The organism is Brevibacillus sp. SAFN-007a (assembly GCF_051967035.1).
Lineage (GTDB): Bacteria > Bacillota > Bacilli > Brevibacillales > Brevibacillaceae > Brevibacillus.
In genome coordinates, this window is sequence record NZ_JBQCKK010000005.1 from 149,064 (window position 1) to 161,758 (window position 12,695).

Consider the following 12,695-nt stretch of genomic DNA (forward strand, 5'->3'; position numbering starts at 1 on the left):
TCGTCACTCTCCGCGATAGTTCGGTTTTCGTTTTTCCGCAAAGGCTGCCAGCCCCTCCAGGCGGTCTTTGGTCGGAACGAGCAGCTGATAGGCGTTGCTCTCGATCAAGAGCCCGGCTCCCAGCTCCACCTCGCTCCCGCAGTCAATCGCGAACTTTGCCTGCGCGAGCGCCAGCGGAGCGTTGCCCGCGATCTGCTCGGCCAGCTCCAGCGCTGTAGCCATCAGCTGATCCGCCGGTACGACGCGGTTGACCAGCCCGATCGACAGCGCCTCGTCCGGCTGAACGCGCCGCGCGGTAAAAATCAGCTCTTTGGCGATGCCCTTGCCCACCAACCGCGGCAGGCGCTGCGTCCCGCCCGCTCCCGGAATAATTCCGAGAGAGGTCTCCGTCAAGCCCATTTGCGCCTGATCGCTCATCAGCCGCAGATCGCAGGCGAGCGCCAGTTCTGTGCCTCCGCCGAGCGCCAATCCGTTGATGGCGGCAATGACCGGCTTCGGCAGCTTTTCCAGTTCCGTGAACGTGTCGCGGATCGTCCGGATGTAGTGCTCGACCTGTTCAGGCGACATGCCGCGCCGCTCCTTCAAGTCAGCCCCCGAACAAAACGCCTTGTCTCCGGCCCCTGTCACGATCACGACGCGCGTGCTGCGATCGCCCGCCACCTCTCTGACAAGCTGTCTCAGCTCCGTCAATGTCGCAAGGTTCAGGCAGTTGAAAACGTCCGGCCTGTCAATCGTCACGATACCGACCATGCCCTCTTTTTGGTAAGAAATCGTCATGTAGCCCTTCCTCTCTCCCCATGCTCCTCCAACTGGCGCTTGGCCAGGTTGGCTTTCAGCACTTTCGAGGGCAGCTCCCTGCCCAACTGCTCCTGAATGTAGGCGCCTGCCTCCGTCAACCGATTCAGGTCGACCCCGGTTTCGTAGCCCATGCCGTGCAGCATGTAGACGAGATCTTCGGTAGAGATGTTGCCCGCCGCTCCGGGGGCGTAGGGACAACCGCCCAGGCCGCCAATCGAGCTGTCAAACGTGCGGATTCCTTCTTCGAGCGCCGCCGCCACATTCGCCAGACCCGTTCCGCGCGTGTCGTGAAAATGCCCGGCCAAGCGCTCGGTCGTAACATCTGTCACAAGCACCGCAAAAATCTCGTGTACCTGCTTCGGCGTGGCCACCCCGATCGTATCTCCAAGCGAAACCTCGTACACGCCCATCGAAAGCAACGCATCGGTTACTCTCCGGCTGTTGTCGACAGGGACGTCCCCTTCATACGGACAGCCGAACACAGTGGAGACGTACCCGCGCACCCGCATCCCGAGGGCGAGCGCTTCCTTCGCTACTTCCGCAAGCACGGGGAAGGTTTCCGCGATGCTTTTGTTAATATTTTTGCGGTTGTGGCTCTCCGAAGCGGACATGAACAGGGCGATTTCATCGAGACCGCACTGACGCGCCCGCTCCAGACCGCGCACATTGGGCACCAGGGCGCTGATGCGCACCCCTTCTTTGACTACAGGCAAAATCCCTTGCAGCACTTCTTCCGCGTCAGCCAATTGCGGAATCCAGCGCGGGTTGACAAAGGAGCTTGCCTCGACCCGCGAAAGTCCTGCTTCCAGCAGTTTGTGAATCAAGGTGATTTTCGCTTCTGCTGGTAGGATGGCACTCTCGTTTTGCAGCCCGTCACGGGGGCCAACCTCTACAATTTGCACCTTCACGCTCATCCCGCCCCCTTTCCTAGCGACCGCTCAGTTTGGAAGTGAACAAAATCTATTCGAGTACAACGATAATGTCGCCGTCGTTGACGAAATCCCCGACGTTCGCCTTGACTTCCACGACTTTGCCGGCTTCCAGCGACTGGACCGGCACTTCCATTTTCATCGATTCCAGCACGACGACATCCTGGCCGTCGCTGACGGTGTCTCCTGGCTGCACCAATACGGAAATGACGGTTCCTGCCATGTTTGCGGTTACTTGTTTCATCAATGACCCTCTCCTTGCTTAGTGGTTGGATTTGGTTTGGCGCTCCGTGATAAACCAGGTGGTGTACTCTCCCGCCCGGAATCGCTCATCCGCCAACACTTCCTGCAAAAACGGAATGTTCGTTTTAATACCAGTAATCAAAAAATTGTTTAGCGCTTCCTGCGCTCTCTGGACGGCTTCCTCCCGGGTCAGCCCCGAGATGATCACCTTGGCAATCATCGGATCGTAAAACGGCGTGACCTGTGTTCCCGACTCCACCCCGTCGTCGATCCGCACATGTTCCATAACAGGCGGCTGATACAAGCTGATCGTCCCTGGCGATGGCAAAAACGTCACAGGGTCCTCCGCGTAGACGCGCAGCTCAATCGCGTGGCGCTTCGCCAGCACGTCATCCTGCGTGATGGCCAGCGGGTGTCCATCCGCGATGGCAAGCTGCATGGCGACCAGATCGTAGCCGGTCATCTCTTCTGTGACCGCATGCTCCACCTGCAAGCGCGTGTTCATTTCCAAAAAGTAAAAGTTTTTGTTTTCATCTACGATAAATTCGACCGTGCCCAGACCGGTGTAGCCGACCGCCTTCGCGGCCTTGACGGCTGCTTCGCACAGCTTCGCGCGCGTGGCAGGGTCGAGAAAGGGCGACGGGCTTTCCTCCAGCACCTTTTGATGCCGCCGCTGGATCGAACATTCGCGTTCCAGCAAATGAATGACGTTGCCGTCGTTGTCCGCGGCAATCTGCACCTCAATGTGTCGCGGGCGCTCCACGTACTTCTCCACGTACATCGCGTCGTTGCCAAAATACGCTTTGGCGCGGCCTTTTGCCGACTGATAGGCTTGAAGCAACTGCGACTCCTCCCGGCATATTTGCATCCCGATTCCCCCGCCGCCGGCACTGGCCTTCAGCATGACCGGATAGCCGATTTCTGCCGCTTTGGCTGCGGCCTCTTCCACGGTCGCAAGCGATTCCTCGCAGCCTGGCACGACAGGGACGCCTGCCTCCTGCATGATTTTGCGGGCGGTCAGTTTGTCACCCATTTGCCCGATGACTTTCGGCGAAGGCCCGATGAAGATCAGTCCTTCCGCTAACACGCGACTCGCGAACGCTTCGTTTTCCGAAAGCAGTCCGTAGCCGGGGTGAATGGCATCGGCATTCGTGCTCTTGGCAGCCGCGATGATGGCCTCCACGTTCAAATAGCTGTGCGGCACTGGCGGCGGACCGATATGGACGGCCTCGTCTGCTTCGCGGACAAACGGCAGGTCGCGGTCGGCATCCGAATAGACGGCGACAGTCGCGACTCCTTGTTCGCGGCAGGTGCGAATGATCCTTCTGGCGATTTCCCCACGGTTGGCGATCAATACCTTGCGCATGGCAACGCTCCCTTCTTTGACAAACCGACTCCAATCGAAAGCGTTTCCAAATTGTCTGCTCGGTTTGTTTCCTATCATGCTTCTCATGCTTACTTCTATTTTGCCATGAGAATGAACATAGTTCTAGAAAGAAATTTTAATTTTTTCCATGGAAGCGCAATCAGTTCCTGTCAATTCCTAGATGAATCAAAGAAAACGCTTCGGAAAATTCAATCCTTGTGTATAATAAAGGAGAGTGGCCGAAGCTGGCCAAGGCAAAGAGCTGTGAGAGGAGTGGCTAACCATGTTTGAAGTAAGACGTTTACAGATCAACTACAAGACACTGGAGGAATTCCAAAAGTTTCGCGAATTTGGCCTGGAGGAGCTTTCGATGAAGGAAGACCTGGAGGCGAACATCGTGGAGAACGATTCGGAATCTCCATTTTATGGGATTTATGACAACGATCTTCTGGTAGCACGCATGAGCCTCTATAAAATCGACGGGAAATACGATCGTTATTTCAAGCCGGCCCAAGATTACTACGAGCTATGGAAGCTTGAAGTCCTGCCTGATTACCGTGGCAAAGATTACGGGACAGCTCTGGTTAACCACGCAAAAAGCTTTGGCGCTCCTATCAAAACCAACTCCCGCTGTCGTGCGGACGAATTTTGGCTGAAAATGGGCTTTACCCCTGTCAAGTACAATCCGATGCGCGACCGTGGCGAAAATCCATACGTCTGGTTGCCAGAAAACGTGGAGCTGCAAGACTAGCTCCTCGTTCGATACGAAAAAAGAAGCGGAAGGAAAAACCGCTTCTTTTTTCTGTTGAAAGCACTTCCATTTATTTTTCCACCCGTTCCAAATTCCCATTTTCATCCATTTTAAAAATGGCTTTGGCGGACTCCTCTTCCTGCAAAAAGGCGAGCTTGCGCGCCCGATCCATGATCTGGACGAGGGCGCGGTAGTCGTCGTTTACCCCCTGTACCTGTTCCAGCTCTTTTTTGGCACGCTCGTGCGCTTCCTTCAATTCTTTTAACTCCAAATCTTTTCCTTCCAACTCTTGTTCCAATTGTCGCAAGCGTCGGGCCATTTCTTTTTGGTTGACGAGCATGCGAATCACGGATTCGATCTGCTCCTCTGCCACTGTCTCCTGCTTGGGGCCTTGCGTCTGTGGGACTGCTGTCGCTTGCCTTTGCGGCAACAACACGGCGTCCGTCTCGGCCACTGCGGCCGACGCTTGTATCCGCCCCATTTTTTTCAATTGCTGTCGTTGACTCTTGGCAATCGAGATTGCTGCATCGTAACGTTTGCGCACGCAACTATTCCAGCGAAATCCGCACGCCGCTGCAGTCCTGCCCAACCTTTGACCCACTTCTTCAAATGCGGCTAGCTGTGTGCCGCCTTCGCGTATGTGGCGCAAGGTGACTTCCGCCAACACGAGATCGTCATCTTCGGTCCATGCGTCTTGTCTGGAAGCTACCATATGAGTCCCTCCCGTTACCTTTAAAAAGGATGATGTAGTTCATCCTATGCTTTTCCCTACTCTTGTAGAATCGCTTTCTACTAGAAAAAGTATGTCCAAGCAAATAAATATTTAAACGAGAAGAACCCGAATCGGCTCGAACTACTGCTTGGTGAGGAACTTTTGGACGACGGACACGTGCTCGGGACTGCCCCAGAGCCGCGCGCACTGATCGACTTCCCGCCTGATGCGCTCCTCGCGCACAAGCCCTTCCCGCTTCCAACGGACGAGCTGCATGTACGCCTCGATCCCGACAAGCGGCTGCGCGGCGATTTTTCGCGCAAAAGCGTACACGGCGTCCGCGAGCTGCTCGTGCGGGTAGACTTCGTCAACGAAGCCGTACGCCTTGGCCTCCTGTGCGGAAAGCCTTTCGCCTGGAAGCAACAGCGCCAGTGCCTTCGACTCCGGGAGCAGGTCCAGAAGACGGCTTCCTCCACCCCAGCCGGTCGTAATATGCATGCGAATCTGCACGAACCCAAACAGCGCCTGCTCGCTGGCGAAGCGGAAATGGCACGCCCCGGCAAACTCGCACCCGCCGCCTACCGCCGCGCCATTCACCATGGCGATGACCGGCTTCGTGCATTGGTCGATACGAGACAGCAGGTCCGCCACCTTGCTGAGCAGCGGGTACGCCTGTTTATGTCCTCTGGCCGCAATGAACTGGTTCAAATCGCCGCCGGATACAAAGCTTTTGCCTGTGCCCGTGACCACGATCACCTTTACCTCCGCATCCGCCTGGCAATCCGCCAGCGCCTGGTGCAGCTGTTCCACCAGCTCCATGCTGATCGCGTTATGTACATGAGGGCGGTTGAGCGTAAGCGTGGCAATCCCGGCTTCTTTTTCGATCCGTACAGTGTCCATGAACAGTCCCCATCCTTTTCGTCGAGTGTATTGGCTCTATTGTACCGTGTCGTCCGCGAAAATCCTATCGGCGAAAGAAAACGTGGCCTTGCCGTTCGATGGGGAAAACCATGGCTGCCCGCGCGCCGCCAGGACTGTTTCTGCACACAAAAATGTTTCTCCACACACAAAAAAAAGAAGGCCTGCGCCTTCTCCTTTTCTTACGACAGCAAGTTTTTCATCGCGGATGAATTGAAGCCGACGATCAGATTCTCGCCATCGGTGAGAATCGGACGCTTCAACAGCTGCGGCTCCTCGCTCAGCATCTCCAGCAACTCTTTTACGGACATGTCGTTGATGTCCACATCCAGGTTTTTGAAGCGCTGGCTTCGGGTCGACAAAATTTCGTCGAGTCCGTTTGTCGTCATTTTAATGATGTCGAGCAGCTCTTCGGCTGTCGGCGGATTTTTGAACAAGTGACGCTCCTCATAGCTGACGCCATTCTCTGCCAGCCAAGCTTTGGCTTTGCGACAGGATGTGCAGCTCGGATACGTGAAAAACGTCAATTTTTGTGTGCGTGTACGTTCAGCAACTGCCATCGGTTACCCCTCCGTCTCATCTATTCCCATTCATTTGTGGTTGTCCTGGATACTGCTGTTTGCTCCGTTAATTGCGTGGAGCTATTTACTTGAAAAAAGTAAGCTAATAAAAATTCTTTCCTTACTTCAGATTATAAATCTGCAATAAACACTATGTCAATAGTAGTTAATCTAAAAACTAGGCGAAAAAAGGGGGGATGTGCTGTTCTAGCACACTGCCACCTTAACAAGCTAAACAAAATCGGCTACACTTATGACGATGTGAAATTTTTTCAAACACAGGTTGAACAAGGCTTGCACGCTTGAGAAAGGGGTATCCGGCATGGACCAAGATGCGCAGAAGTTAACCAGTGCTTTGGCAGACCCCACCCGTTTTTCCATTTACCAATTTGTCGCGTACAGCAAAGAGCCAATCACGGTTCAAGAAGTCGCAGACCGCTTTTCCATTCATCCGAATGTAGCGCGTCTGCACCTGACCAAGCTGGAGGACGTGAATCTGCTCACGGCCGTTTCGGACAAAAGCGGCAAAGGAGGACGTCCCAGTCGATTGTATTCCCTGTCTGAACAGGTGGTGAGCCTGCAGTTCCCACCGCGCGACTATCAGTTGCTGGCCGATATCGCGATCGAAAGTCTGCTGTCGCTCGGTGAAGCGGGCGAAGCCGCTCTTATCCGCATGGGGCATCGCATGGGTACGGAGATGGCAAAGCGGTCGATTGCCCAAAGCGGATTGAATTTGCAAACGGCTACGTTGGAAGAAAAACTGCACCTGATCCATCGCCTCGTCGTGGCGCAGGGCTTGAGACCGGACATTGAAAAGCTGGAAGACGGCATGCTTCGTTTTCGCGTGAACAACTGCACGTTTTCCGACACCGCCAAGAAATATCCGAGCGCTGTCTGCCAGATGCACAACGCTCTTCTGATGGGAATATTCGAAACGTACCTGGGGAACATTGAATTACGTGAGGATGACTCCATGATTCGGGGCTGCAAATCGTGCAACTATACCGTCATCCAGTTCTGACAAAGCGAAAAAGCCCTCCCTTGAACGCCCGGCTTTTTCCTGCGCTTCTCGGCGCGTCAAAAAACCGCCATGGCTTTATCGTTTACACGCATTCGCCTGTCCGATATAATGGGGGAGGAATCTTGTAAATCTTACCGATCTAGGCAAAAAGGGGGGAAAATAAATGGATCGTATGTATCGCGTGCTTGGTTTTTGGACCATTGTCATCGCGCTGATGGCATTCTGGGGCGGTCTGTACCCCATGTCGCTCATCTTCTTCGGTCTGACTGCATTCTTTGTGGCACTGAGCTACATGAGCCTGACTGAGCGGGTCTATCTCAACATTTTCTTCGGCTTCATGTTCCTGTCGTTTGTGGGGTTCACGTACTACACCTTCTTCGTGATGCCTGTAGGACCGCAAGAACACGCTTTCCTGCAACTGATGATGTAAGCAAAAAAGATGCTCACTCGCGAGCATCTTTTTTATTGATGAGAAATGCGGGCAGGGCAGTGGGATGTCGTTCCCTGCCTTTTTGCTGGACCATGACCCGGAAGCGGCCGCCCAATCCGGCAGGATCGATCAGCTGCAAAATCGCCCGGTTGCGCTTCATCGCCTGGCTGGCAAACGGGTCCGTATCCTGATGCGCGACCGCCTTGTGCAGAAGACCGCACTGAAGCAAAAACTTGTCCTGCCGCATGTAAGCGACCTCCTGCAAGCCTGCTTTTTCCCCATAGCGGCTCCAGGCGGAAAAGTTCACGTGCGCGGTCATATCCTGCTCACCGACGTGGATGTACGGATTGTCGTGCGCCTGGTGACGATGGTAGCACATCAGCGTTCCTTTTTTTCGGCTCGGATGGTACAGTTCTTCTTCGCGGTCGCCGTAATCAATCGTCACGACAAAGCCGTTGGCCAACAGACGTCCTACCTGCTCTGCCGCCTGTTTCAGCCCCAGGTTCACTTCGATCCGCATGCCGGAGGGAATCGGCACCGCTGACTCGATTTCAGCCAGAGCAGCGAGCAAGGGAGCGCTCGGCTCCCGCAGCACCTCACGAAAGCGTCCCTCTGCGTAGGTCACCGCTACTTCCTTCCAGCCTGTTTTCGTCCGCTCTGCGATATGTACGGGAAAAGCATCGAGCCACTCATTGGACAGGACGACACCTTCGACGGCTCCGTCAGCAGCCGCTTCGTCGAGCGAAGCGTACCACACCTTTGCCACCTCATGCTCGCGCAGCACTTCCTCCTGTCTTCTCCGGTGGTACGGACTTGCTTCGATGAGAACGACCTTGAGCCGCTTGTACACGTCCGGCTCGGTCTCGCGTATCCGTCCCAGCATGCTTTTGCACAGCGATCCGGTCCCTCCGCCGATTTCAACGAGCACAGGCTGCTTTAGCCCTACTGCACGCCACAGCTCGCTCACCGCATCCGCCATCGTCTCTCCAAACACCGCGTGTACAGTCGCGCTGGTAAAAAAATCGCCATCCTTGCCTACCTTGGGCAAGTCCGACATATAATAGCCATGAGAGTCATGATAGAGCGCCAATTCCATAAAGCGCGCGAACGAAATGGCGCGTCCCTCCTGACTTTCGATTTCGTGGCGAATCTGTGCAATTATCTCCATCCGCTTCTTCTCCTGGTATCCAAATTCAACCTGCTCAAGCTATAATACAAAAAAAGAAGTCATACAATGTGGAAAGGCAAGCGATTTCCATCATGAACCAAAAGGTGAAACCATGCGCAAATTTCTGCTCGTTTTGTTCCTGCTTGTATGTCCCTTGACCGTGTTCGCTCAGGAAGAGGCTGCGATTCCGCTGGAGCAGTTGATCCTGCAACAGCACTTCACGCAAAAAGAATTGGAGCGAACCCTCACCTTGCTCAAGGAAGAAGAGACGCAGACCTATCGGGATATCGCCCGAATCGATCTCGACCTGCAGCGTCAAAAGCTCGTGATCGAAGCGATGCAACGCCATGCCGGCGAGGTGGCACGGGCTTACTACACGGGGGAACGCGCCAATCTTTTGACTCTTCTGCTTCATGCTGAAAATTTCAATCAGCTATTAGTGATGGTCGATTTCTATCAGCTCTTGTACGAATACGACATGAATCGGCTCCAGGCGTATCATGACGAGCGCACGAAGCTTGCTGCCATGCAGACAGACAAGCACAACCGGCTGGCGCTGCTCCGCGATCTTCGCCAAAAATACGAGCAGCAGTTGGCAGAGATGCTCGCCATCCAGGCGGAAAAAGCGAAAAACGTGGAGAAGCTGGACGACCCGACTGCCGTGGAAGCATTGATGAATCACTTGGTTGATGACTGGGAAAAGCGCGGCTTGCCCGCTTTTCAGACGTTTTTTGGCATGCTGGCCAAGGTGATGGTGCAAGTGCCAGAGCTGGCCACCTTCGATCGCATCCAGTCGGACGGCCTGTTCAACCATACGCTGACGATCAAGCAAAGTGAATTCAACCAGTTTTTGATGGAAAAGGACGAGTTGTTCAAGCAGTCCCGCTTCACCTTTGAAGACAACAAGCTGATCGTGGAAGGCACCTACGACCATATGGAGCTTCGCCTTGTCGGCAGCTACGAGCTCGTCTCGCCCACCCAGTTGAAATTCCACATCAGCGAGCTGTACTTCGACGGCTTCGCGTTGCCGCAGGCGACAGTCGACGAGATGGAAAAAGCATACGACCTCGGCTTCTATCCCGAGCTGATCTCGCCCAACATCCAGGTGCAGGGCATCAGCCTGCAAAACGAAGAACTGAAACTTCAACTGAAGCTGAATCTGCCGTTCGGCTTCGGAAAGAAATAAGGCCAGCTACCGATTAGCTGGCTTTTGTTCTGGACACGGCCGTATTCACGTGAACCGGCATTTCCTTTTGCAGGCGCTTCATGTACTGAATCGCCTCTTTGGTCAAAGTCGGGTATGTTTCCCCGCGCGCAAGCCCTGCCAGCGTTTCCTCGACGGGATAGATGACGTAATGGCGCTTGTTGTTTTTGCGAAAAAAATGAACGTAGGTCGGAATAAGCTCCGCCTGCTCGATGCTCGCTTTGCCGAACTCGTCCTTGTGCAGGGTGAGCTTGAGAATCGCTCCTACATCCTTGTAATCCCAGCGCTGCGCCGAGATGAAGTTCCCGAGCGAATAGGCGATCAGCCCTGTATGCGCTGTGCCGTCCTCCCGCTTGACGGTCTTCCACTCATACGGCTGCACGACATGAGGATGAGCGCCCAAAATCAGATCGGCGCCGTACGTCAGGCACTGCTCCGCCACCCGGATTTGTTCCGCATTGGGCATCCGCTGATACTCGACTCCGAAATGCAGGGCCACGGCAATCAGATCCGCACCTTTTTCTTTCGCCCGGGCTATGTCTCGTTTCATCCGCTCCGGCGAAATCAGGTTGACGAGATACGGCTTCTCCGGCGGGATGGGGATTCCGTTCGTCCCGTACGTATAGGACAGCAGGGCGAGCGTAATTCCGTTCTTGCTCAACAGGAGCGGCTCGTTGCGTTCCTCGGCGCTGGCAAACGTCCCGGTGTGCAAGATTCCCGCCTGATCCAGATGGCGAATCGTTTGCAGCACGCCCTGCTCCTTCCGATCCATCGCGTGATTGTTCGCGGTCGTTACCGCGGTGAAGCCTGCTTCCTTCAATGCTTGCGCAAGCGATTCCGGCGAATTGAACCGGGGATATCCCGAATAGCGGGCTTGGCTGCCACTCATCGTCGTTTCCAGATTGCCGATTACCCAGTCTGCCTCTTGAAACAGCGGGGTGACGTACGGAAAAAACGGCTTGAAATCGTAGGTTTTGTCCATCGGGTTCCAGACGGCGTCCAGTTGCTCCTGATGAACCATGATATCCCCGACAGCGAGCAGCGAAAGGCGCTGTTCCGGAAAACGCGAAGGCGCTTCCTCCGGGGAAGGGGCAGGTGTACGTACATTTTTTGTGTCGGCAGTCTCGTCCTTCGGCGTCGGCGAGGGGGCGGGATCAGCCGGGGGCACATGCTGGACCGGAGCCCTGGAGGCTTGCTGATCCGGGGCGCCTGGCGGGACGCATCCGACCAGACTCATACAGCCGACCGCTGCCAGAATGACCCACTTGCTCCATACACCCTTCATAGCTACTAGCTCCTTTGTAACGATAAGGTACCTCCTACTTTTTCGCCGCCCCCCGCCAAAATCCTGTTCGCTTCGTTTTCGTCCGGACCGGGAAAGTCTTTACCGTAGCATGCCCGTTACAAACGGATTGTACGTTTTTTCGTAGTCAATCGTCGTCTTCGGGCCATGTCCGGGGTAGACGATGGTGTCGTCATCCAGCTCAAACAGCTTGTCTTGGATGCTGATCATCAGCGTCTCGTAATCGCCCCCCGGCAAATCGGTCCGGCCAATGCTCTGGGCAAACAGCACATCTCCGCCAAAGCAATGCTTGCCGATGACAAACGAGCAGCTTCCTGGCGAATGGCCCGGCGTGTGCAATACCTGGATGTCGAACCCGGCGAGCTGGAGCGTTTGCCCGTCAGCCAGCTCGTATTCGGCGCGCTCGCAGACGATCGGCTCAGGCAGCCCCCAGCGGCTGGAACCGTTGAGATCGGGATTGGTCAGCCACTCCTGCTCCAGCGGATGGATGTACACAGGCGCTTGGGTCAGTTCCCGCACCTGGTTCAGTCCCCCGATATGATCGAGGTGGGCGTGGGTCAAAAGAATCGCCACGACGTTTTTGTCGGCAAGGGCCTGCAAAAGCCGCGCTGGCTCCATGCCGGGGTCGATCACAATCGTCTCTTCTGTACGGGTGTTGGTCAGGACGTAGGCGTTTGTTTGAAAGCCTCCCAAGGCAAAGGATTGGATGGCAAGCTGTTGGTCGCTCATAGGAACCTCCCTGTTTTTTTGGTACGATAAGGAAAAACTTGCAGAAAAGGATGAAGCGCATGCGCCCTATGTACGGAATCGAGCTTGCGATCCCAGACGGGAAATATCCTGGCTTCTATGCTCAAGTCATACCGAAAATCGAGGACGCTGTCAATGTCTTTGAACGGGATCAGCTGCTTTTTATCGTCGAGAAGGAGACAGAAAAAGACAAGCTGGAGACGCTTTTGCAAACGTTCCGCTTGCCTGGTGACGTCTTCTCGCTGCTCTTGCTTCCAGAAGAAGCCGTAATCGCGGATTTGGACGCGATCGGGTTCGTCTCGCCGCGTGGCCACAGGTTTGTGTATAGAGAGCAGGTGGCGCTGTTTACGGTGGACAAGGCTTTTGGTACCCCAGCCGATCGCTGGGCGGCGGCTGAACAGTGGAAGGAGCATGTCAGCGGCACGATCGCGCAAACGGAGCAAAAAGAGCCGATCTACCTCATCGACAGCAGCTTGACGGAGCTCGCCCAAAGGATTGCCGACGCGTATTCGGTTCGCATACAGTGGCTGCACCAGACGTAGGCA

Annotated in this window: 15 protein-coding genes; 5 read left to right on the forward strand and 10 right to left on the reverse strand. The window is 55.0% G+C overall.

All coding sequences use genetic code 11. From position 1 onward, the window contains the following. Positions 1-3 precede the first annotated feature (3 nt). Genes ACTHO6_RS08635 through ACTHO6_RS08650 form a run of 4 tightly spaced genes read right to left on the reverse strand, consistent with a single transcriptional unit; the run spans position 4 to position 3,336 of the window. Complete coding sequence (locus tag ACTHO6_RS08635) at positions 4-777, reverse strand: enoyl-CoA hydratase-related protein (protein WP_440241138.1); 774 nt, start codon at positions 775-777, stop codon at positions 4-6. Continuing rightward, the gene (locus tag ACTHO6_RS08640; RefSeq protein ID WP_440241139.1) at positions 774-1,706 is read right to left on the reverse strand and encodes a hydroxymethylglutaryl-CoA lyase; all 933 of its coding nucleotides are present in this window, start codon (positions 1,704-1,706) and stop codon (positions 774-776) included. Before ACTHO6_RS08640 ends, ACTHO6_RS08635 begins: the two co-directional genes overlap by 4 nt. Before the next feature lie 52 nt (positions 1,707-1,758). Further along, positions 1,759-1,971: a biotin/lipoyl-containing protein gene (locus ACTHO6_RS08645; protein ID WP_440241140.1), complete on the reverse strand. Its 213-nt coding sequence runs from the start codon at positions 1,969-1,971 to the stop codon at positions 1,759-1,761. Positions 1,972-1,989: 18 nt separating this feature from the next. Beyond that, positions 1,990-3,336 carry an acetyl-CoA carboxylase biotin carboxylase subunit gene (locus ACTHO6_RS08650; RefSeq protein ID WP_440241141.1) on the reverse strand — a complete coding sequence of 449 codons (1,347 nt, stop codon included), beginning with the start codon at positions 3,334-3,336 and terminating at the stop codon, positions 1,990-1,992. 283 nt (positions 3,337-3,619) lie between these two features. Between ACTHO6_RS08650 and ACTHO6_RS08655 the strand changes: the two genes are divergently transcribed. After that, entirely contained in the window at positions 3,620-4,087 is a 468-nt protein-coding gene (locus ACTHO6_RS08655) for an N-acetyltransferase (protein WP_440241142.1), read from the forward strand. Between the two features lie 70 nt (positions 4,088-4,157). Here ACTHO6_RS08655 and ACTHO6_RS08660 read toward each other — a convergent pair whose 3' ends face one another. From ACTHO6_RS08660 to ACTHO6_RS08670, 3 genes are all read right to left on the reverse strand, one after another. After that, positions 4,158-4,799, reverse strand: a complete 642-nt coding sequence (locus ACTHO6_RS08660) for an RsfA family transcriptional regulator (protein WP_440241143.1) — start codon at positions 4,797-4,799, stop codon at positions 4,158-4,160. A gap of 141 nt (positions 4,800-4,940) precedes the next feature. Further along, entirely contained in the window at positions 4,941-5,699 is a 759-nt protein-coding gene (locus tag ACTHO6_RS08665; RefSeq protein ID WP_440241144.1) for an enoyl-CoA hydratase/isomerase family protein, read from the reverse strand. Between the two features lie 200 nt (positions 5,700-5,899). Next, entirely contained in the window at positions 5,900-6,277 is a 378-nt protein-coding gene (locus tag ACTHO6_RS08670) for a Spx/MgsR family RNA polymerase-binding regulatory protein (RefSeq protein WP_440241145.1), read from the reverse strand. 322 nt (positions 6,278-6,599) lie between these two features. On the opposite strand from ACTHO6_RS08670, the gene ACTHO6_RS08675 reads away from it, so the two are divergent. Then, positions 6,600-7,298 carry a helix-turn-helix transcriptional regulator gene (locus ACTHO6_RS08675; protein ID WP_440241146.1) on the forward strand — a complete coding sequence of 233 codons (699 nt, stop codon included), beginning with the start codon at positions 6,600-6,602 and terminating at the stop codon, positions 7,296-7,298. Between the two features lie 163 nt (positions 7,299-7,461). Next, positions 7,462-7,728 (forward strand): DUF2626 domain-containing protein, encoded by a 267-nt coding sequence (locus ACTHO6_RS08680; RefSeq protein WP_440241147.1) that lies wholly within the window; start codon positions 7,462-7,464, stop codon positions 7,726-7,728. A 13-nt stretch (positions 7,729-7,741) separates the two neighbouring features. Here ACTHO6_RS08680 and ACTHO6_RS08685 read toward each other — a convergent pair whose 3' ends face one another. Further along, entirely contained in the window at positions 7,742-8,896 is a 1,155-nt protein-coding gene (locus ACTHO6_RS08685; protein WP_440241148.1) for a class I SAM-dependent methyltransferase, read from the reverse strand. A gap of 112 nt (positions 8,897-9,008) precedes the next feature. On the opposite strand from ACTHO6_RS08685, the gene ACTHO6_RS08690 reads away from it, so the two are divergent. Next, on the forward strand, positions 9,009-10,082 hold the full coding sequence (locus ACTHO6_RS08690; RefSeq protein WP_440241149.1) for a hypothetical protein: 1,074 nt from the start codon (positions 9,009-9,011) through the stop codon (positions 10,080-10,082). A 13-nt stretch (positions 10,083-10,095) separates the two neighbouring features. On the opposite strand, the gene ACTHO6_RS08695 is transcribed toward ACTHO6_RS08690, so the two are convergent. After that, positions 10,096-11,385: a CapA family protein gene (locus ACTHO6_RS08695; RefSeq protein WP_440241150.1), complete on the reverse strand. Its 1,290-nt coding sequence runs from the start codon at positions 11,383-11,385 to the stop codon at positions 10,096-10,098. Positions 11,386-11,484: 99 nt separating this feature from the next. Then, complete coding sequence (locus ACTHO6_RS08700; RefSeq protein WP_440241151.1) at positions 11,485-12,132, reverse strand: MBL fold metallo-hydrolase; 648 nt, start codon at positions 12,130-12,132, stop codon at positions 11,485-11,487. 59 nt (positions 12,133-12,191) lie between these two features. On the opposite strand from ACTHO6_RS08700, the gene ACTHO6_RS08705 reads away from it, so the two are divergent. Beyond that, on the forward strand, positions 12,192-12,692 hold the full coding sequence (locus ACTHO6_RS08705; protein ID WP_440241152.1) for a hypothetical protein: 501 nt from the start codon (positions 12,192-12,194) through the stop codon (positions 12,690-12,692). The last annotated feature ends 3 nt before the right edge of the window (positions 12,693-12,695 follow it).

Excerpts from the sequence above, each read along its gene's own strand:
- ACTHO6_RS08675 (WP_440241146.1), top strand. The coding sequence starts at position 6,600 with ATGGACCAAGATGCGCAGAAGTTAACCAGTGCTTTGGCAGACCCCACC.
- ACTHO6_RS08700 (WP_440241151.1), bottom strand. The coding sequence starts at position 12,132 with ATGAGCGACCAACAGCTTGCCATCCAATCCTTTGCCTTGGGAGGCTTT.
- ACTHO6_RS08635 (WP_440241138.1), bottom strand. The coding sequence starts at position 777 with ATGACGATTTCTTACCAAAAAGAGGGCATGGTCGGTATCGTGACGATT.
- ACTHO6_RS08695 (WP_440241150.1), bottom strand. The coding sequence starts at position 11,385 with ATGAAGGGTGTATGGAGCAAGTGGGTCATTCTGGCAGCGGTCGGCTGT.
- ACTHO6_RS08645 (WP_440241140.1), bottom strand. The coding sequence starts at position 1,971 with ATGAAACAAGTAACCGCAAACATGGCAGGAACCGTCATTTCCGTATTG.
- ACTHO6_RS08705 (WP_440241152.1), top strand. The coding sequence starts at position 12,192 with ATGCGCCCTATGTACGGAATCGAGCTTGCGATCCCAGACGGGAAATAT.
- ACTHO6_RS08655 (WP_440241142.1), top strand. The coding sequence starts at position 3,620 with ATGTTTGAAGTAAGACGTTTACAGATCAACTACAAGACACTGGAGGAA.
- ACTHO6_RS08665 (WP_440241144.1), bottom strand. The coding sequence starts at position 5,699 with ATGGACACTGTACGGATCGAAAAAGAAGCCGGGATTGCCACGCTTACG.
- ACTHO6_RS08660 (WP_440241143.1), bottom strand. The coding sequence starts at position 4,799 with ATGGTAGCTTCCAGACAAGACGCATGGACCGAAGATGACGATCTCGTG.
- ACTHO6_RS08680 (WP_440241147.1), top strand. The coding sequence starts at position 7,462 with ATGGATCGTATGTATCGCGTGCTTGGTTTTTGGACCATTGTCATCGCG.
- ACTHO6_RS08685 (WP_440241148.1), bottom strand. The coding sequence starts at position 8,896 with ATGGAGATAATTGCACAGATTCGCCACGAAATCGAAAGTCAGGAGGGA.
- ACTHO6_RS08650 (WP_440241141.1), bottom strand. The coding sequence starts at position 3,336 with ATGCGCAAGGTATTGATCGCCAACCGTGGGGAAATCGCCAGAAGGATC.
- ACTHO6_RS08690 (WP_440241149.1), top strand. The coding sequence starts at position 9,009 with ATGCGCAAATTTCTGCTCGTTTTGTTCCTGCTTGTATGTCCCTTGACC.
- ACTHO6_RS08670 (WP_440241145.1), bottom strand. The coding sequence starts at position 6,277 with ATGGCAGTTGCTGAACGTACACGCACACAAAAATTGACGTTTTTCACG.